The organism is Halomonas sp. BMC6 (assembly GCF_964204995.1).
Lineage (GTDB): Bacteria > Pseudomonadota > Gammaproteobacteria > Pseudomonadales > Halomonadaceae > Vreelandella.
In genome coordinates, this window is the sequence record NZ_CAXNSH010000001.1 from 1,035,031 (window position 1) to 1,053,678 (window position 18,648).

At 60.5% G+C, this 18,648-nt stretch carries 16 protein-coding genes and 1 tRNA gene; 12 read left to right on the forward strand and 5 right to left on the reverse strand.

The window, feature by feature from the left end:
• Positions 1-25: 25 nt before the first annotated feature.
• A complete protein-coding gene (gene ugpA / locus AB6K10_RS04945) occupies positions 26-910 on the reverse strand; it encodes a sn-glycerol-3-phosphate ABC transporter permease UgpA (protein WP_285264191.1) in 885 nt (294 codons plus the stop codon).
• 85 nt (positions 911-995) lie between these two features.
• The gene (ugpB, locus tag AB6K10_RS04950; protein WP_253019205.1) at positions 996-2,321 is read right to left on the reverse strand and encodes a sn-glycerol-3-phosphate ABC transporter substrate-binding protein UgpB; all 1,326 of its coding nucleotides are present in this window, start codon (positions 2,319-2,321) and stop codon (positions 996-998) included.
• Between the two features lie 201 nt (positions 2,322-2,522).
• On the opposite strand from ugpB, the gene argE reads away from it, so the two are divergent.
• Positions 2,523-3,692, forward strand: coding sequence for an acetylornithine deacetylase (gene argE, locus AB6K10_RS04955; RefSeq protein ID WP_339118101.1), 1,170 nt, complete (start codon positions 2,523-2,525; stop codon positions 3,690-3,692).
• Positions 3,693-3,771: 79 nt separating this feature from the next.
• Here argE and AB6K10_RS04960 read toward each other — a convergent pair whose 3' ends face one another.
• On the reverse strand, positions 3,772-4,083 hold the full coding sequence (locus AB6K10_RS04960; RefSeq protein WP_159340699.1) for a hypothetical protein: 312 nt from the start codon (positions 4,081-4,083) through the stop codon (positions 3,772-3,774).
• Between the two features lie 155 nt (positions 4,084-4,238).
• Between AB6K10_RS04960 and AB6K10_RS04965 the strand changes: the two genes are divergently transcribed.
• The 8 genes from AB6K10_RS04965 (at position 4,239) to AB6K10_RS05000 (ending at position 15,113) form a co-directional block, all read left to right on the forward strand.
• A complete protein-coding gene (locus tag AB6K10_RS04965) occupies positions 4,239-4,700 on the forward strand; it encodes a YchJ family protein (RefSeq protein WP_159340700.1) in 462 nt (153 codons plus the stop codon).
• 37 nt (positions 4,701-4,737) lie between these two features.
• A complete protein-coding gene (locus tag AB6K10_RS04970) occupies positions 4,738-5,787 on the forward strand; it encodes a tripartite tricarboxylate transporter substrate binding protein (RefSeq protein ID WP_339118102.1) in 1,050 nt (349 codons plus the stop codon).
• 33 nt (positions 5,788-5,820) lie between these two features.
• Positions 5,821-9,312 (forward strand): EAL domain-containing protein, encoded by a 3,492-nt coding sequence (locus tag AB6K10_RS04975; RefSeq protein ID WP_339118103.1) that lies wholly within the window; start codon positions 5,821-5,823, stop codon positions 9,310-9,312.
• Positions 9,313-9,318: 6 nt separating this feature from the next.
• Positions 9,319-9,597: a GIY-YIG nuclease family protein gene (locus AB6K10_RS04980; protein ID WP_159340702.1), complete on the forward strand. Its 279-nt coding sequence runs from the start codon at positions 9,319-9,321 to the stop codon at positions 9,595-9,597.
• Between the two features lie 9 nt (positions 9,598-9,606).
• Positions 9,607-10,650: a histone deacetylase family protein gene (locus AB6K10_RS04985; protein ID WP_339118104.1), complete on the forward strand. Its 1,044-nt coding sequence runs from the start codon at positions 9,607-9,609 to the stop codon at positions 10,648-10,650.
• Between the two features lie 109 nt (positions 10,651-10,759).
• Positions 10,760-11,146 carry a hypothetical protein gene (locus AB6K10_RS04990; protein WP_285264197.1) on the forward strand — a complete coding sequence of 129 codons (387 nt, stop codon included), beginning with the start codon at positions 10,760-10,762 and terminating at the stop codon, positions 11,144-11,146.
• Between the two features lie 32 nt (positions 11,147-11,178).
• Complete coding sequence (locus AB6K10_RS04995) at positions 11,179-12,858, forward strand: VRR-NUC domain-containing protein (RefSeq protein WP_339118105.1); 1,680 nt, start codon at positions 11,179-11,181, stop codon at positions 12,856-12,858.
• Complete coding sequence (locus tag AB6K10_RS05000) at positions 12,855-15,113, forward strand: ATP-dependent DNA helicase (protein ID WP_339119596.1); 2,259 nt, start codon at positions 12,855-12,857, stop codon at positions 15,111-15,113. Before AB6K10_RS04995 ends, AB6K10_RS05000 begins: the two co-directional genes overlap by 4 nt.
• Before the next feature lie 77 nt (positions 15,114-15,190).
• Here AB6K10_RS05000 and AB6K10_RS05005 read toward each other — a convergent pair.
• A tRNA-Pro gene (locus AB6K10_RS05005) sits at positions 15,191-15,267 on the reverse strand.
• Positions 15,268-15,371: 104 nt separating this feature from the next.
• Entirely contained in the window at positions 15,372-16,376 is a 1,005-nt protein-coding gene (gene ispB / locus AB6K10_RS05010; RefSeq protein ID WP_339118106.1) for an octaprenyl diphosphate synthase, read from the reverse strand.
• A gap of 285 nt (positions 16,377-16,661) precedes the next feature.
• Here ispB and rplU point away from each other — a divergent pair, with 285 nt between their 5' ends.
• The 3 genes from rplU (at position 16,662) to cgtA (ending at position 18,621) form a co-directional block, all read left to right on the forward strand.
• Positions 16,662-16,973: a 50S ribosomal protein L21 gene (gene rplU / locus AB6K10_RS05015; RefSeq protein ID WP_139527921.1), complete on the forward strand. Its 312-nt coding sequence runs from the start codon at positions 16,662-16,664 to the stop codon at positions 16,971-16,973.
• A 30-nt stretch (positions 16,974-17,003) separates the two neighbouring features.
• On the forward strand, positions 17,004-17,261 hold the full coding sequence (rpmA, locus tag AB6K10_RS05020) for a 50S ribosomal protein L27 (protein WP_139527922.1): 258 nt from the start codon (positions 17,004-17,006) through the stop codon (positions 17,259-17,261).
• Positions 17,262-17,430: 169 nt separating this feature from the next.
• The gene (cgtA, locus tag AB6K10_RS05025) at positions 17,431-18,621 is read left to right on the forward strand and encodes an Obg family GTPase CgtA (protein WP_159340707.1); all 1,191 of its coding nucleotides are present in this window, start codon (positions 17,431-17,433) and stop codon (positions 18,619-18,621) included.
• Positions 18,622-18,648: the final 27 nt, after the last annotated feature.

Below are 18,648 nucleotides of genomic sequence, written 5' to 3' on the forward strand. Positions count from 1 at the left end.
CAAGACTCCAACAGTCAGCCTGCGGCTAGTAGTTCACCCGGCGCTCGATAAAGCGGAATTGCACCACCGTGAGTGCGACCACAATCACCATCAAAATCACCGACTGCGCGGCGGATGACCCCAGGTTCAGGCCGACAAAGCCATCGGCGTACACTTTGTACACTAGCGTGTTGGTGGCCTGGGCAGGGCCGCCCTGGGTAGTGGCGTGAATAATGCCGAAGGTATCGAACATCGCGTACACCACGTTCACCACCATCAGGAAGAAGGTGGTGGGAGACAGTAGGGGGAACACAATGGTCCAGAAGCGCTTCATGGGGCTGGCGCCATCAATGGCGGCGGCCTCGATGAGCGATTGGGGAATCGACTGCAGCCCGGCCAGGAAGAACAGAAAGTTATAGGAGATCTGTTTCCAGGCGGCGGCAAAAATCACCAGCAGCATGGCGTCCGCCCCTGAGGTGCGGTGGTTCCACTGATAGCCCACCATATCCAGCATGTAAGGCACGATGCCGATGGAGGGGTTGAAGATAAACCACCACAGCACCCCGGCGATGGCGGGGGCAATGGCATAGGGCCACACCAGCAGTGTGGTGTAGGTGCTGCGCGAGCGAATCATGCGATTCACCGTGCAGGCCAGCAGCAGCGCCACTGCCATGGAGAGCAGCGTCGTGCCAATGGCGAAAACTGCCGTCACCGAGAGCGAGTTGAGATAGTTGCCGTCACGGAACAGGCGGGCAAAGTTATCCAACCCGACAAAGGTGGTGCGTAGGCCAAACGCGTCTTCACGGAGCAGCGATTGGTAGAGCGCTTGACCGGCAGGCCAGATAAAGAAAATCAGCGTGATAATGACCTGAGGGGCGAGTAGCGCATAGGGCAGAAAGCGCCCTGGAAAGGTCATGCGTTTGGTTTGCATAAGCGACGAAACCTGCGATTAACAGACGGCACTAATAACGACATCGCCGCCTGCCTAAAAGGCAGACGGCGATGCCGGTGCTTACTTACTGGTTCGCGGATTCAAAATCGCGCAGTAGTTGGTTGCCGCGCTCTACCGCCGCATCGGCCGCTTCCTGGCCTGATTTGCCTCCGGTCATCACTGCTTCCATCTCCTCAGAGATGATGTCGCGGATTTGTACGAAGTTACCAAAGCGCAGGCCTTTGGAGTTCTCGGTGGGCTCGTTCAGCGTCATCTGCTTCAGCGAGGTATCCGCACCGGGGTTCTCATCGTAGTAGCCCTGCTCTTGGCTCAAGTCCCAAGCGGCTTGAGTAATCGGCAGGTAGCCGGTTTGCTGGTGCCATTCGGCCTGTACTTCCGGCTGAGAGAGGTACTCGAAGAATGCGGCGACGGCGGCGTATTCGTCATCAGTGTGGCCCTGCAAGGCCCAAAGTGTTGCCCCCCCAATGATGGAGTTCTGCGGCGCGCCTTCTACGTCAGCGTAGTAGGGCTGCATGCCAAAACCCACTTCAAAGTCGGCGTTGGCAGCCACATCGGCACGGGAGGCGGACGAACCGAAGAAGATCGCGCACTCTTGGGAGTAGAACAGCGGTTCTGCATCTGGGCCAGGGCCGGGGCCGCCCCATTTGAAGGCGCCGGCATCTTGCCAGGTTTTCAGGTTATCCCAGTGGCGGGCGACCAGCTCGTTGTTGAAGTTCAGCTCGGTCTCCAACCCGCCAAAGCCGTTTTCCAGCGTGCCCAGCGGGGAGTTATGCATAGCGGAGAAGTTCTCCAGCATCACCCAGCTCGGCCACGAGGTGGTAAAGCCGCAGTTAGCAGCACCCGATTCGGTAATTTGGGTAGCGTATTCAGCCACCTCTTCCCAGGTTTGTGGCGGCTGCTCGGGGTCTAAGCCGGCTTCCTCGAACACATCGCGGTTGTAGTACATGATGGGCGTAGAGGAGTTGAACGGGAACGACAGCATGTTGCCGTTGGTATCGGTGTAGTAGCCCACTACGGCGGGCAGGAAGGCGTCACGGTCAAACGCGCGGCCATGGTCTTCCATTAGCTCATACACCGGATAAATCGCCCCGTCGGCGTTCATCATGGTGCCGGTGCCGACCTCGAACACCTGCAGGATGTGCGGCTGCTCGCCTGCGCGGAACGCTGCAATGGCGCCGGTCATGGTTTCGGTATAGTTGCCGCGATAGCTGGGGGTCACGCGGTACTCATCTTGAGAAGCGTTGAACTCTTCGGTCATGCCTTCCAGGATCTCACCCAGCTGGCCGCCCATGGCATGCCACCAGGTCACTTCGGTGGCGGCAGTGGCGGAGAGGCTGAACGAGGCGGTGGCAACACCGAGGGCAAGCGCGTGCAACGTGAAACGAGACATAACGGCTCCTTGTAGGTCTTGCGCAGTACGTTTATTGAGTTGTTGGGTGCACTGAACAGTAGGAAGTGTAGATGACGCTTTCGTGAATGCACGGTGAACTTGCCGTGACGGTCAACGTTTAGTGAGACGCTTGCAGTGCCCAGTAGGCAAAGGACAGGCGGGGTGCTAGGGTGACCGAAAAGCCTAACGAACGAGATCAACATGACCGATGCAACTGCGCTGCTGGCCCAATTAGTGGCGTTCGACACGACCTCCAGCGAATCGAATTTGGCACTTATCGAATTCGTCGAGGGCTATCTAGCCGATTACGGTGTGACCGCCGAACGGGTGATGAGCCCCTGTGGCACCAAAGCCAACCTGATTGCCCGCATTGGCCCGGATGCCCCCGGTGGCGTGATGCTGTCTGGTCATACCGATGTGGTGCCTGTGGCTGGCCAGCCCTGGAGCAGCGACCCGTTCACCCTGCGCGATGGCGGCGATGGCCGTTTATACGGGCGCGGTACCTGCGATATGAAGGGCTTTATTGCCTGCGCGCTCGCCATGGTGCCCACCTGGGCGAAGGCACCGCTGAAGCAGCCGATCTACTTCGGCTTCTCTTATGACGAAGAGATCGGCTGCGTGGGCGCCCCCAGCCTGATTAAGCGCTTTTATGAGCACTACTCCACCACGGCCCACGTGATTGTCGGCGAGCCCACCAGCATGCAGCCGGTGGTGGCGCAAAAGGGCGCGACCAACCTGCGTACCACAGTGATTGGCCGTGAAGCGCACAGCAGCCAAGTGAATCAAGGCACGTCCGCGATCCACGTGGCCGCCAGGCTGGTGACGTTCATCGAGGACACTATGGCGGCGCTGGTGGAAGAGGGGCGCGTGGATGAGGCTTTTAACGTGCCGCATACCAGCTTGCATGTGGGTAAAATCAAAGGCGGCACGGCCATTAATATCATGGCACGGGAGTGCCAGTTCGAGTGGGAGATTCGCCACCTACCCACAGAAACCTTTGAAGAGGTGTATGGGCGCTTTAGCGACTACTGCGCAACGCTCAGTGAGGCGTTAAGTGCTCAGGGCAAAACCGTGGAAATCATCACTGAACCGCTGAATGTGACGGTGCCAGGGCTGGCCGACCGTGACAATCAGCAAGTATTGCGGCTAGCGCAAGATCACTTGCCTAACGGTTGCTGCCAGCATGCGGTGGCCTATGCGACCGAAGCGGGGCAGTTTCAGGGGCAAGGTCTCCAGGCGATTATTTTAGGGCCGGGCAGTATTGCCCAGGCGCATCAGCCGGATGAGTATATTGAAACGGCGCAGCTTGATGAGTGCAGTGCGTTTATGCAGCGCTTAGGCAACGCTCTGGAAACGCCATATTCAGGCTAACGCGTTTATTTGCACCCAATAAAAAACACCCGCCAGTAGGATCGGCGGGTGTTTTCTTGAGACGCTTACGGTCTGGCTGTTAGTGCTGATGCTGCTCTTCGTAAAGCTCGGCTTTCGCATGGCGCATCACATCTTCGCACGCCTGCTGCTGGGCCAGCTGGGTTAGCAGTCGTTGGGTGACTTCAAACCCTTTCCCCAAGCAAGTATCCACTTCGTCACGGCTCACCTGGGGCGAGACGCTGCAGTCGATTTTGATCGTGCGGCCGCCGCCTTCAAGCCGGTCGGCGAGTTCTCTAAGCCGCCACGCGATTCGCTCTTTCCAGTTTGCTGATTCTTCCGCGCCTTCGTTTACGCTAAACGTGCACTGCCATTCCGGTTTGTAAACCTTCATAGGAGAACCTCCACTGCGTTTGGAAAGAATGATCGATCGTGTTGTCGTACTCCGTCTGTCTAGGGATCTTGCTCTGTTACTATACCTAACTCAGGGCTAATACCGAAACAAAACATCTACAGCGCCCGCAAAATGCATAAGCCAGAGCCACAGCTATGACTCACTCACAGCCTGAAAGTTGCCCCTGCGGTAGCGGTCTTCCGTTTAACGGCTGCTGCCAGCCCTACCACCAAGGGGCACTGCCACCCACGCCAGAAGCGCTGATGCGTTCACGTTACGCGGCGTTCGCGTTGAATCAGCGTGACTATCTGCTGGCAACGTGGCACGCCACGACGCGTCCCCATCAGCTACCGCCCGACCCCGATACACAGTGGCTGTCGCTGGTGATTGTCGAGGCGCCTAGCGCACAAGATGACCAGGGAACGGTGCACTTTCGCGCCACGTTTCGCGAGCCCAGTGGCTGGCATGTGTTAGAGGAGGTCTCGCGGTTCGTGAAGGAAGCGGGGCGCTGGTGGTACGTCGACGGTACGCCCAGCGTGGCGCGTTTAAAGCCGGGTCGCAATGCGCCTTGCCCCTGTGGTAGCGGGCGTAAATTAAAGGTATGTTGCAAAGCATAAGCACATCACTGCTAAGTCGTGTGAGGCATGAAACGCCATGATCGTTGGGTCGACTAACGCACTGAAAACCGTACGGCGGCACATGGGCGTTCATCGCCACACGGTCACGTCGCTATTCCTCATGGGGACACTGCTGCTGGCCGCCCTTATTGGGGTGCCTCAAGCCACCGCCGAGGAGGCGCCCCGCACGAACGCTTTCTCAACATCGGACATCAACTTGGTGGTGCCCTTTGGGCAGGGCGGCGCGACCGATATTCTATTTCGGGTCATTGCCGAGCAAGCGCAGACCTATTTGGGGACATCGATCATCACGATGAACATGCCGGGCAACGGTGCCACGCTTGGCTCGCAGTTCGTGAAGCAAGCCGCCCCGAATGGCCTCACGCTGTTGGGCAGCCATCAAACCATCGACTTGGCCTATATCGCCGGACTGTCCGACTACTCCCACGATGCGTTTGCCCCCATTGCCCTGCTGACTCGCACCGTGAACATTCCCGCCACCGTGTCCGGCCATACACTCACCACGGCCAGCGAGATCGCAGCGTTCGTCGAGCAGCATCCCGGTGAGCTGTTGGTGGGCATCATTCCCAACTCGACCGATCACTTCTTTTGGTTGCACTTTTTCGAGCAGACGGACATCTCGCCGGACGACATCCAGTTCGTGCGCTACCCCGATACGGGGGCTCAGGTCGTGGCGCTACTGGGCGGCGAATTGGACGTGGCCATGCTGAACCTGCCCTCCGCCGGGGGGCTGTTCGCGAGTGGTGCGCTGGTGCCGCTGGGCGTGGCCAGTGACACGCGGCTCGCGGCGCTGCCGGAGGTGCCGACATTGATCGAGCAGGGTATCGCGCTGGTCAATACGACGGATCGCGGCCTTTTTGCGCCGCTGAATACGCCGCCGGAGCGTCTGGAGCGTTTGGCCCAGGCCTTCGAGGAAGCCCTTCAACAGCCTGCGCTGGTGGAATCGCTGCAGCATACCCACGGCTCCCACGTCGATTTCATGCCCCGCGAAGCGTATGGCCGCTATCTCGATGCCCAGTACGACCAGCTGCAGCGATTGGCCGATACCATGGCGTTTGAGCGCTAGCCTTGAGGCCACAGAACGCAGAGGAGAGGCCGCGTGCCGCTAAATACCCGTGATCTTGCAGCCGAAACGCTGCTCTTAATCGTCTCGGCCACGCTGCTGCTGATGGGAAGTGCTGGCCTGCTAGTCGGGCTGGTGCTGCCTGAAACACTGCTCGGCCCTCTGCTGGTCCCCGATGCGTCGCTGGCCACGTTTCTGATAGGGGTGAGTTTGCTGGCAACGCTCTGTCAGTTGGCTTGGCTGCGACAACTGAGCGCCGCCGTGCTGGCTGTGCTGCTGCTCTATACGCTGCTACATAACGTGGTGGATGGTGGCGTCGCAACGTCACTGGTGACTCAGGACGAGCGCATGACCACCCTAGCGGTGCTGATGCTCGGCTGGATGACCGCGTGTCTGTGGGTCGGCGTGGGCAGCCACTGGCGCCGAGTCTGCTGGCGAGCGTCTGGGGTCGGGCTACTGCTGTTCGGCGGTTGGGTGGTGGCGCGGCTATGGATGAGCGATGCAGAGGATCGGCCGCTGTTCAGCTCATCGCCCATTGCGGTGCTGGTCTTCATCGTGCTGCTGGGAGCCGCGCTGCTGGTCGCGGGCTGGCGACATCGCGCCGAGCGGCTGAGCCCTGGTAAGCTCACGGTCATGGTGGGGTTGGCGGGCGTGTTGGTGAGTAGTCTCGCGTGGTTACTGCTGAGCATGAACCAGCGTTCGACCATCGAGTTGCAAGCCAGTTATCTGCTGGATAACGTGCAGCTCAACGCGGAGCAGGCCATGTCAGAGCGTCTGCAGCTCATGCACCGTATGGCAGAGCGCCTGGGGAGTTTGCCTGACGAGCAGCGCACGACACTGCTCCAACAAGATGCCCAGAGCTATTTCCGCGATACCCTGAGTTTGAATGCCATCGCCCTGATCGATGCTCAAGGGGGGCTGATCTGGCGCCAGGGGCGTCAGCAGGGGCGCGATGGTTGGTTGGTAGAACAATTAGCCAAACCCAGCGTACAGGCGTGGCTGGCGGTGCCCTTTGATCGTCCGCGGCTGCTGATGCCCGATGGCGAGCAGCGCAGCATGATGCTGATGGCGCTTCCCGTGCCCAACCGAGCACAGCAGCTGCTGGCGGCCATCGATTTGAGCGCGCTGCTCAACCATGAGTTAAGCCTGGCGCTGGGGCCGTTTCAGGTAGGCGTGAGCCGAGGCGAGCAGCTGCTGATGATGTTGCACCCCTCGGGCTTCGCCGTGGAAGGCGTAGAATCCCCCGTGAACGCCTTGGCCAACCGGCTCACCGGCTTGCCTGGCGGCGTGAACTTAATGCTGACCGCGTATCCTGGGCAGCATCATAATTGGTACCTCTTGGGGGTGATGCCCATCAGTGTGGCCATGGGTGGCTTGGTGATGAGCTGGCTGCTGGCTTTTAGTGTGGGCGTCGTGGGGGCTACCATTGCCCGTACTCGGGAGCTGGCGGCGGCGCGTCACTCGTTGGAAGAGAACGAGCAGCGCTACCGCTCGCTGTTCGTGCACCACCCCGACGCCGTCTTTTCGCTGGATCAGCGCGGCTATTTCCAAACCGCCAATACCACCTGTGCCGATGTGACCGGCTACCCGTTGGACGAGGTCGTGGGGCGGCACTTCACCGATTTCATTGCTCCCCACGAGCGAGAGCGCATCAAAGCGCACTTCACGTATGTGCTTCAGGGAGGCATTAGCCGCTACGAAGTCACCATGACCGACCGGGAGGCCCAGCAACGCATTCTGGATCTGATCAGCCTGCCCGTCACGGTCAACGGGCACATCGAGGGGGTCTACTGTATCGCCCAGGACGTGACCGACAAGCGGCGTCAGCAGACGCGGCTTCGCACCCTGGAGCGCAGCGTGGAAGCGAGCGTCAACGGCGTACTGATCGCGGATGCCCGACAGCCTGACCTGCCCATCATCTACGCCAACCAAGCGTTTAGCACCATGACGGGGTACGCCCAGAGTGACGTGATTGGCCAAAACTGCCGTTTCTTGCAAGGGCCAGAGAGCGATCCCGCCATGGTCACCAAGCTACGGCGCGGGATTCAAGCGCAGCGCGAAACCCATGTCACGCTGTGCAATTACCGTAAGGATGGCACGCCATTCTGGAACGATCTTTATATTGCGCCCGTGCGAGACAGCGAAGGTCAGGTCACGCACTTTGTGGGCGTTCAGCACGATATTTCGCAGCACAAAGCCTATGAAGCGCGGCTGGCTTACCATGCCACCCATGACGACCTGACCCGTCTGCCCAACCGCATGATGTTCGAAGAGACCCTGCATAAGCAGTTTGCCGCCGCCCAAGGCAGCGGTGAGCGGATCAGCGTACTGTTCGTCGATCTAGACGACTTCAAGCCCATCAATGATACCTTGGGGCATGCGGTAGGCGACCAGGTACTGATCGAAGTGGCCAAGCGGCTGCGGGCCGGGCTACGCCAGGAAGACACGGTCGCCCGCCTGGGGGGCGATGAATTCGTGCTGCTGATTACCAATACGGGCGACGAGCAGCAGGTCATCGAGGTGGTCGAGCGCTTGCTGCCCGCGCTCGCCAAACCCTACTGCCTGGAGGGCCATGAACTGTACCTGACCGCCAGCGTGGGGATTGCCATGAGCCAGCCCGACACGCCGCAGCCGCAAACGCTGATCCAGCAGGCGGACATGGCCATGTACAAGGCCAAGCAGCAGGGACGCAACGCGTACGCTTGGTTCAGTCACGACATCAATGCGCTGGCCAGCGAGCGAGTGAGCCTGCGCAATGACCTGCAAGAAGCGATCGACCACCAAGGCTTCGAGCTTCACTATCAGCCGCTGATGGATCGGCAAGGCAATATTGCCAGCGTGGAGGCGCTGCTGCGCTGGCCGCACCCCAGCAAAGGCTATGTCTCGCCGGCACGCTTCATTCCACTAGCGGAAGCCACCGGGCAGATCATGCCGATCAGCGAGTGGGTGCTGCAACGCGCTTGTCACGACATGCTGGCACTACAGCGCAGCGGCTTGGGCGCACTGCGCGTTGCTGTCAACCTGTCACCGCTACAGTTCCATCGTGACAGCTTCCTGGCCACGCTACGCCAAACCCTGGCCGATACCGGGCTGCCTGCCGAACAGCTCTCCCTGGAACTGACCGAAGGTACTTTGATGGATAACACCGCCTCCGCCATCGAGATTCTACATGCCCTTCGCGGTATGCAGGTCAGCGTCTCCATCGATGACTTTGGCACCGGCTACTCGAGCCTGAGTTATCTGAAGCATCTGCCCATCAGTACGGTGAAAATCGACCGCAGTTTCATTCACGAGCTGACCAACAGCAGCGATGATGCTGCCATCGTTCAAGGCATCATCTCCATGGCCCACCATTTGGGGCTGAGCGTTGTGGCCGAAGGGGTCGAGACCAGCGAGCAGCACCAGCGGCTGTTAAGCTATCACTGCGACGGCTTCCAAGGCTTCGGGTTGGCCAAGCCCATGCCCTTGGCGGAGCTCGAGCGCCTGCTGGCCGCTCAGCGAACGGCCACCACGCCCGTCAACCAATGAGTCATCATGGACAAGAGTTCGCCGCCCCAATGGTATCTCTACCTGCTAGAGTGTCAGCGGGGTACCTATGTGGGTATTACCAACAACCTCGCCAAGCGCTACCGCGCCCATGCGGCGGGTAAAGGCGCGCGTTATACCCGAGCGAATCCGCCGTTAGCCCTGCTCGGCGCGCAGCCGTTTGCCGACCGCGCTGAGGCCAGCCGAGCAGAGTATCGGCTAAAGCAGCAGTCACCCGATCAAAAACGCCGCTGGGCCGCCAAGTGGCCATATACGTATGAAGAGTAAGGAGCCTTGATGCTGACGTTTTTCTCCGAAGGCAGTCGCCGCCGCCAAGCACGCAGCGAGCTGCACGATGGTGCCTTGGTCACGCCCTTCGAGTGCCCGGAACGAATCGATTTGGTGCTGGCAGCCCTGCGCCAAGCGGACTTCGAGGTGCGCGCGCCCAACGATTACGGCCTAGCGCCCGTGCTGGCGGTTCACGATGCCGAGTACGTCGCGTTCCTGGAAAACTGCTGGCAGGCATGGCAAGCGGCGGGCCATGCGGGGGAAGCAATTCCCAACATTTGGCCTGCACGAACGATGCGCGGCGACCGTATTCCCCAATCGGTGAGCGGCCAGTTGGGCTACTACGCCCTGGCTGCTGAAACCTCGATTACGGAAGGCACTTTTGCCGCTGCCTTGGCAAGTAAAGATACGGCGCTGGCGGCAATCGATCATACCCTCGCTACTGGCGAGCCGACCTTCGGCCTGTGCCGCCCACCGGGCCACCACGCGGCGGTGGACCAGTTTGGCGGCTACTGCTTCTTTAACAATGCCGCCATCGCTGCCCAGCGCGCGCTGGACGCTGGCAAGCGCCGTGTCGCGATTCTCGATGTGGATTTTCATCACGGTAACGGCACCCAGCAGATCTTCTATCGCCGTGACGACGTGCTGTTCGCCTCGCTCCACGGCGACCCTGACGTGACCTTCCCCTACTTTTCGGGCTACAGCGACGAAACCGGCGAAGGAGTAGGTGAAGGCTTCACGGTCAATTATCCGCTGCCGCCGGGCACCTCCGTTGCGACGTGGATGGCCGCGTTGGATGAGGCGCTGGCGCACATCCACAGAGCAGAGTGCGAGCTGCTGGTGGTATCGCTGGGTGTGGATATTTTTGAAGGTGACCCGATCAGCGCCTTTACCTTTCAACACGCCGACTTTATTGCCCTCGGGCAGCGCCTTGCCGCCGCCGGGCTACCCTGCGTGTTTTTGATGGAAGGGGGCTATGCCGTTGAGGATATCGGGGTCAACGTGGTGAACGTCTTACAAGGGTTTGAGGAGGTCATGCAGGGCGTGAAATAAGGCATTAAGGTGACAGTTGCACGAAATTCGGGCAGTCTTATGCCTTTTTGGCCTATGCTATAGGTCGTTATCTCTTTTTTAATTTGATCGTTCAACGCGGGAGCGGCACGTGGCAGTTTACGGCGGTATTCAGGCACATGAAGTGGAGCGTTGGCTAAATGCCCTCACCAACGCGGCCTATGACCGACGCTGCCCGCTTTCCAAAGTGCACGGGGGAAACGCCCGTGCTCGCACTGCCCGCCAGGATTTGCTTCACCTGGCGACCGCGTTTCGAGGCGGCGAGCGCAGCCGCGACGCCGTTGCCGATGGCCTCAGCCGCTGGTGCCAGCACTATCTCACCGAAGCGGAGTGGTATGTGCTGGTCGGCGGGCGCAGGCCAGCTGCCCAAGCGAAGCCTGCCCCGCGTGTGAGCGAGCCAACCTCTGACACACCGAACGCCGACGAGCAAGCCGCTGACGATGCCTTGGAAGTGCTTTACCAACACCGCGTGGGTTAACCCACGACTGCTTGCACTGTTACAATGGATGCATGAACAGTGCCTCTGCCGCTCCGGCGACCGCCTCCCTCGATGATCCTTTCTACTACTTAGCGAATTTTCGCTTCGTGGTCGCGTGGGTGCAGGCGCGCCACGGAGATTTACTCAGTGCCGATGAGCATCACACGCTCCAGCAGTGGTCGCAGCTGCCCCGCGCTTCTCAAGCGCTGTTAGTGCGGATGGTGATGCGTAAAGGCGAGCTGTTCCGCGTGGATAAGCTTAGCTACCCTGAAATTGGCGATACTCATCAGGCGTTGGCGCCGCTACTGGCGCTTGGCTGGGTGGATGACGCGCCGCTGTTAAGCGTGGAGGAGCTGTTTCGGCTGCTGCGATTAAGCGAGCTGCGCGACGCCCTGAAAGCCTCTATGAATTCCGTTGGGCTGCCGTCTAACGTCACCAAAACAGTGCTTCAGGCGGCGTTAACGCCGGTGCTCACCGTTGCACTGCCGCTGCGCCAGTGGTGGCCTGCCGCCACAACGCACATCGTGCGACTCAACGTCATGGCACTGTGCGACCGCCTGCGGCTGATGTTCTTTGGCAACCTGCGTCAGGACTGGGCCGAGTTCGTGCTCACCGAGCTGGGTTTACAGCGTTTCGAGCAGGTGCCGCTGACTGCCGAATCACGGGCGTTTCAGCATCGAGACGAGGTGGACACCTACCTGGCACTACACCACCTGCGCGAACGCCTAGAAAACGGTGAGCTGCCTGAACAGCTGGCCACAGAAGTGCCCGCAGCCTCCAACAACCGCTGGCTAGACGCACGCCGTTCGCGGCTGCTGCTAACCCTGGGGCAAACGGCGGAACGTAGCGGCAATACGGAGCTGGCCCTGTCGCTTTACGCTGAATCGACTAACAGCGAGGCGCGCATACGCAGGCTGCGAGTGTTGGAACGCCTGAAGCGCTATTCAGAGGCTTATGAACTCGCTCAGGCCGCGCGCGAGCAGGCGGGGGAGAGCGAAGCCCAAGCGCTGGGGCGCTTGTTGCCCCGCTTGGCGCGCAAGCTGAACCAGCCCGCCCCCCAGGCCGTGAAAGCCGCCGAGGCCCCGACCTACGTGCTGGAGCTTCCTGGCCCTCAATCGGTAGAGCGCGCCGTTGCCGAACACTTCTCCACCGCCAGTGCTCCGGTGTTCTATGTGGAAAACTGCCTAATCACCGGGCTTTTTGGTCTGCTGCTCTGGCCAGCGATTTTCAAACCGCTACCGGGGGCGTTTTTTCACCCGTTTCATAGTGGGCCTGCGGATTTGTACCGCGAGGACTTCGTTCGTCAGCGCCAAGCCGAGATCGACGCCTGCCTGGCACAGCTAGACGACGGGCGCTACCGCGAGACGATGCGCGCGACATGGCACGCGAAGCAGGGCATTACCTCGCCGTTTGTGCACTGGGGTGTCTTGAGCGAACCGCTGTTAACAGCCGCGCTTAGCTGCCTGCCCGCCGCGCACCTACGTGCCTGCTTTATCCGCTTGCTGAGTGACCTAAAGCACAATCGGGCAGGCCTGCCGGATCTTATCCAGCTAATGCCCGATGCGCCCGCCGGGAAGCCTTGCTACCGTATGATCGAAGTGAAAGGCCCCGGTGACCGCCTGCAGGATAACCAGCGCCGCTGGATTGATTTCTTCTGCCGCCACGACATGCCGGTCGAGGTGTGCCACGTGCGCTGGCAGCCAACTTCATGAGCCGCTATCGGGTCGCAGTGCGTACGCTGTGCGATTTCACCGCACGCCAAGGCGACCTCGACCACCGTTTTACCCCCGCTCCCAGCGCCCAGGAGGGCATTGAAGGCCACGCGCTGGTGGCCAAACGGCGGGAAAACATAGCGGGCTACCTGGCCGAATTGCCGCTCTCCGGCGAATATCAGGGGCTACGCGTGGCGGGCCGCGCCGATGGCTTCGATGTGGCGGCGAATTGCGTTGAAGAGGTCAAAACCCATCGCGGCAGCCTGGCGCGTATGGCGGATAACCAGCGCGCACTGCACTGGGCCCAGGTGAAGATATACGGCGCGCTGCTCTGCGCCGAGCGCGGCCTTTCACACATCACGCTGGCGCTGGTGTACCTGGATATTGCCAGCGGTCAGGAAACGCGGCTGACCTTGGAGGCCAGTGCCACAGAGCTTGATGCGTTCTTTACCGACCAGTGCCAGCGCTTTTTAGCCTGGGCCGAGCAGGAGGCTGCCCACCGCGAACGCCGCGATGCGTGGCTCGCCACGCTGACCTTTCCCCACGTGGATTTTCGCCCAGGCCAGCGGGCGTTGGCCGAAGATGTGTTCAAAGCCGCCAGCACCGGGCGCTGCCTGCTGGCCCAAGCGCCCACCGGCATTGGCAAAACCCTGGGCACGCTGTTTCCCATGCTCTCCGCGATGCCCCGCCAGCGGCTCGACCGCATCGCTTTTCTCACTATGAAAACCCCTGGCCGCCGCCTCGCGCTCGATGCCTTGGCGAGCCTAGATGCCCCCGCGCAGCCGTTGAGGGTGCTGGAACTCGTCGCCCGCGATAAAGCCTGTGAATACCCCGGCACCGCCTGCCAAGGTGATGCCTGCCCGTTAGCAAAAGGGTTTTACGACCGCTTGCCTGCCGCCCGCCAGGCAGCGGTGGAACAAAGTTGGCTAGCGCGCGATGCGCTGCGGCAGGTGGCGCTGGCGCATCAGGTTTGCCCCTACTACTTAGACCAGGAGCTGGCCCGCTGGGCGGATGTGGCGGTGGGGGATGTGAACCACTGGTTCGATAGCCACGCGCTGCTGCACGGGCTTGCCCAGGCCAACGACTGGCGAGTGGGGCTGCTGGTGGATGAGGCGCATAACCTGGTAGACCGTGCTCGCGGCATGTACAGCGCCGCGCTCTCCCAGCAGCGTTTGAGCTTCCTGCGCCGTCATTCCCCGCCCGCCTTAGCCAAGCCGCTGGCCCGCGTGGGCAGGCAGTGGCAGGCGCTCAATAAAGAGGCCGCCGAGCACTCAGAACGGCGTTACCACTTGCTAGAAGCGCTACCCACCAAGCTGGTGGGCGCACTGCATACCCTGGCCGGGGCTATCTCGGATTATCTCGTGGAGCACCCCGACGGCGCGAATCAGGCACTCCAGGAACTGCTGTTCGAAGCGCTTGCATTCTGCCGCCTGGCGGAATCGTTCGGCGACCACTCGCTGTGCGATTTGGAGATTCAAGGCAAGGGAAGTGCGGTGCTTGGGTTACGCAATGTGATCCCGGCGGACTTTCTCGCCCCGCGCTTTAAGCGCGCTCACTGCACGGTGCTGTTTTCCGCCACGCTGTCGCCTTTCCATTACTACCGTAACCTGCTGGGCCTGCCCGAGCAGAGCGTATGGCGCGAGGTGGATTCGCCCTTTGTCGCCCGTCAGTTAGAGGTGCAGCTACGTACGGACATTTCTACGCGCTATCATCATCGTGTTGCGTCGGTAATTCCCATCGTCGCTACGCTGGCAGAGCAGTACCGGCGCTCGCCGGGCCACTATTTAGCCTTTTTCAGCAGCTTTGCTTATCTAGAGCAGGTGATGGACGCGTTCGAGCAGGCGCACCCTGAGATTCCGGTGTTCGCGCAAACGCGCAGTATGCAGGAAGCCGAGCGTGAGGCGTTTTTGGCGCGTTTTACGCCCGGCGGTAAAGGCATCGGTTTTGCCGTGCTGGGCGGTGCCTTCGCGGAGGGAATCGACCTTCCCGGTGATCGGCTCATCGGCGCTTTCGTGGCGACACTGGGCCTGCCGCCCTTTAACGATTTCAACGAAGCGCTAAAAGCGCGCCTGCAAACACGTTTTGGCCAAGGTGATGACTACACTTATCGTATTCCAGGGATGATCAAAGTGGTGCAAGCCGCCGGGCGAGTGATCCGCAGCCCGGACGATGAAGGAGTGGTGGTATTGATGGATGACCGCTTTGCTCAAGCCAAGGTGCGCGCACTGCTGCCGCGCTGGTGGCACCTGGACTGATCGCTCGGAAAATAGCAGCGCAAAAACAAAAACGGCCACTTGCTCTAGGAGCTAAGTGGCCGTTTTCACTAAATTCTTGGTCGGAATAGCAGGATTCGAACCTACGACCTCTGCCTCCCGAAGGCAGCGCTCTACCAAGCTGAGCTATATTCCGAAGGTTGCTAAGGCGTGCTCAACAACGGGACGAATCATACGCAGGCGAAGGGCTTTTTTCAAGCCCCTTTTGCGCTGTTTGTGCAGAGACGCCGTTCCCGGCGATTAGGCCTGGCGATCGACGGCCAAGCGGGCGAGTTGCGCCATGCTGTCGCGGTAGGTGCTGGCTGGCAGGGCGTCGAGTTCAGCCAGCGCTTTGTCCGCCATCTCTTCTGCCCGGGCACGGGTGTACTCGAGGGCGCCGGTGGCCTGGATGATCGCGAGTACGTCGTCTAGCTGCTCGAGACCGCCTTTACGAATCACCTGACGAATCAGCTTGGCTTGCTCGGGGGTGCCACGCTCCATGGCGTGGATCAGCGGCAGCGTGGGCTTGCCTTCGGCCAAGTCATCGCCAACGTTTTTGCCCATGGCCGTGGCGTCGCCCTGGTAGTCCAGCAGGTCGTCGATCAGTTGGAAAGCCAGGCCCAGGTAGCGGCCGTAATGCTGCAGGGCGCGCTCCTGCTCGGGCGTGGCCTCGGCGAGCACTGCGCCGCTATGGGAGGCGGCTTCGAACAGCATCGCGGTTTTGCCCTGAATCGTTTCGAAGTAATCCGCCTCGGAAATGCTGGGGTTGCCAATGTTGGTCAACTGCAGCACTTCGCCTTCCGCAATCACGCAAGTCGCGCCGGAAAGGATCGCCATGATACGCATGGAGCCAACGTCGACCATCATCTGGAACGAGCGGGAGTAGAGAAAATCGCCCACAAGCACCGAAGGCGCATTGCCCCAGGCGTCGTTAGCGGTTTTCTTGCCCCGGCGCATGTGCGACTCGTCCACCACGTCGTCGTGCAACAGCGTGGAGGTGTGCATGAACTCGATCAGCGTGGCGAGGGTGATGTGCTTGTCGCCCTCATAGCCCAACGAACGGGCCGCCAGCAGCACCAGAAGCGGGCGCAGACGCTTACCGCCGCTTTCGATGATGTACTGGCCAATGGTTTCCACCAGCGGCACTTTAGAGTTGAGCTGAGCGACGATCGTCTGGTTGACGGCGTCAAAGTCATCGGCCACCACGGCGTGCAGCGGTGAGGGCGAAGGGCTGGCAGGCGGGGTTGGAGAGACGTTGGCTGTCATGGGTTCCGTTCATCGCGGCGGGTAAGAAGAGTGAGGTCATGCTATGGGGCTGCCTGTAAGGCGTCAAGGCGTAGCGCCATGGGGGCGGCATGCCGGTGATTGACAAGTACCGGTGGCCTTGTGGTAAGGCGCGATAGTCGTTATAATCCGCGACCCACTCATCATGCTCCCTGTCAGATGGTTGCCAAAAGGGGCGCCACTCGCAGCAGGTCGATAAGAGCGGAAGGCGATGAGCGTTGGTTACGCGGGGCGTAACCGGCATTAACGACAAGTCCGGAGAGCGACATGTACGCAGTTATCAAAAGCGGTGGCAAACAGTACCGCGTTCAAGAAGGTCAGACCCTCAAGCTCGAGAAAATCGAAGTCGCTACCGGCGAAACGATTGAGTTTGATGAAGTGCTGCTGGTTGCAGACGGCGACGACGTCAACGTTGGTGCTCCGCTGGTAAGCGGTGCCAAGGTTTCCGCCGAAGTTGTTTCCCACGGCCGTGGCGACAAAGTCACCATCATCAAATTCCGCCGCCGGAAGCACCACATGAAGCGTCAGGGCCACCGTCAGTGGTTCACTGAAGTCAAAATTACCGGAATTTCTGCGTAAGCAGCCAATTCCCTTTAGGAGGATTTTGCAATGGCACATAAAAAGGCAGCCGGCTCCACGCGTAACGGTCGCGATTCCGAATCCAAACGCCTTGGTGTGAAACTGTACGGTGGCCAAGCGGCAACCGCTGGTAACATCATCGTTCGTCAGCGCGGCACGCGTTTCCACGCCGGCACTGGCGTGGGCGTTGGTCGTGACTACACGCTGTTCGCACTGAACGATGGCGTCGTGAAGTTCGAGACCAAAGGTCCGAAGAACCGTAAATTCGTCAGCATCGTATCTGCCTAAGCAGCCTAGGTTGCTTTGTGTAAGTGTTCTTGTGTCACTTACGCAGTGCGAAGATGACGAAAAAAAGCCCCGCCATGGCGGGGCTTTTTTGTCTTTTTGATCCCTTTTGTCCGCATGAGGCGGGTGGGGATAGTGCAGTGAGGGCGGCGGAAGCGGCCGGGAGAATCCAATGCAGTTCGTCGATGAAGCCTCGATCATTGTTGAGGCAGGTAAAGGCGGCAATGGCTGTCTGAGCTTTCGCCGCGAGAAATATGTGCCCAAAGGTGGCCCCGATGGTGGCGATGGCGGCCACGGTGGCAGCGTCTACCTGATTGGTGATGACGCGCTCAACACCTTGATCGATTTCAAATTTCAGCGCTTCTACAAAGCTGAAAACGGGCAGGGCGGTATGGGCCGCCAGATGAGCGGTAAAGCCGGGGAAGACTTGCACGTCAAAGTGCCGGTGGGCACCACGGTGATCGATGAAGACACCCTCGAGGTGATTGCCGACGTGACGGAAATCGGTCAGGTCGTGCTGGTGGCCGAAGGCGGTCGCCGTGGGTTGGGAAACATTCACTTCAAATCCTCCACCAACCGTGCACCGCGCCGTACCACGCCGGGCACCGAAGGCGACCGTCGTAACCTGCGCCTGGAAATGAAAGTGATGGCGGATGTGGGCCTGCTGGGCATGCCCAACGCCGGTAAGTCGACGCTGATTCGTTCCGTGTCGGCGGCCAAGCCCAAAGTGGCCAACTACCCGTTCACTACGCTGGTGCCGAACCTGGGCGTGGTGAAGCTGGGTATGCATGAGCACTTTGTAATGGCCGACGTACCGGGGCTGATTGAAGGTGCCTCCGACGGCGCTGGCCTGGGGCTGCGCTTCTTGAAGCACCTGACCCGCACGCGGCTGCTGTTCCACGTGGTCGATGTGGCGCCGTTCGATGAGTCCGACCCAGTAGAAGCGGCGCAGGCGATTATTCACGAGCTTGGCCAGTTCTCTCCGGCGCTCTCCGAGCGGCCCCGCTGGCTGGTGCTGAACAAGTTCGATCTGCTGCCGGAAGAGGAGCGCGAGGCGCGCGCCCAGGCGATTATTGATGCGCTGAACTGGGATGGCCCCGTCTTCCGTATTTCGGCGATCAGCAGTGAAGGCACCGATAAGCTGGTGCAGGCCGCTTACCGCTGGCTCACCGAGCAGCAGCGTTTGGAAAACGAAGACGAAGAGGCCCATGCCCGCGAGCAGGAGATGCGTCGCCGCATGGAAGAGGAGTCGGTGGCCCGTACCGAGGCCCGCCTTGGCCGTCGTCGTAAGCGCGATGATGAAGAAGACGATGACGATTTCGACGACGATGATTACGATGTCGAAGTGGAGTACGCCCCGTAAGCCAGCGGCGTACTAGCTAGGATGAAA